The following is a 1,100-nucleotide window of genomic DNA, read 5'->3' on the forward strand; positions in this document are numbered from 1 at the left end:
AAGTGCAGCACCTTTGTATTCATCTGGCGCTATGGCATGTATTGATAGTCGGCTGGCTGTTTTCACCGCGCTGGCGTATTGCCTGAGCCATCGCGTAAAACATCGGGCTGTTGCGGTTGGGTATCGTTCACGCCAGCTTTTATTGCAGGAGTGTCCTCTTTGGGCACATAAACCATGCGGGTCTACCCCACATCACCGGATTGGGAGCATATTTGATAATGGTTTACGCCGCCTAAAAGCCCAATCGGGTCTGGCTGAATAAAGCGCCCCAGTTCTGGGGTCGTCCAGTAACGGGCAAGGTTGTAGTGAAGCCCTGTTTCCACATCGTGATATTGGCCTTGAAAACGGAGCGGGTTGCCAACGCTCTCCACCTCAATGTGCGCACGTCCATATGTGTCGTAACGGGCTTGCAACAATGGAGCCTTGTTCATCCACCAGAGCCAAAGGTGTGCCAATTTGGTCACATTGGTAGAAGTAGCATCGCTCATCTTCCACCAGCATGATTGGCGTGTGACTGTTGGGTAGATAAAAATACCAACGGTACTTTCCGTTGTGATACTCGCCAAGTCACTTTGCGACTACGACGCGCTAATGCATCTTTATTGCCCTTGCTTTAACGCCTCTCGAACCTCTCTAGGCGTGGGCGGCGGAAACACAACGCCTCTCTCTTCGAGCATGGCCTTCGCCTTATGCATATCTTCACTCAACCTAAAACCTGGATTCTTACGATTCGTTGCAAAATCAACTTCTATGGCATGGGCGAGTGTTACCCCTGCTATTTTTGGGACTAAGCTCCGCAACAACACCTTCAACAACAACATTCAGTCTGGTTTGGTTGGATTTCTCCTATTCCTGCAATTACTGCACTTTTTGTTCCACAAGACTTACATTTGCACTGCATCGCTATAAGAAACTAATCCTCTCTCGTTTTCAAAAACATTTCCGCCAGCTCTTCTCTTCTAGTTAATGTTTTGTAAATCCTTTGGGAAAAAGGCCTATGTTCAAATCTTCTATTGGAATCATATCATCAGCTAGAAATGAAAGGTTGCTAAAACATTTCGGACATTTAACCTCTACTCTAAACGAGTAGAAGTCCTGCT

1 pseudogene is annotated in these 1,100 nt (G+C 47.1%); it reads right to left on the reverse strand.

The features are described from left to right. Positions 1-564 (reverse strand): annotated as a pseudogene (locus CIK04_RS35360) (RHS repeat-associated core domain-containing protein); the annotation flags it as partial. Positions 565-1,100 lie beyond the last annotated feature (536 nt).

The organism is Vibrio sp. 03_296 (genome assembly GCF_002265885.1).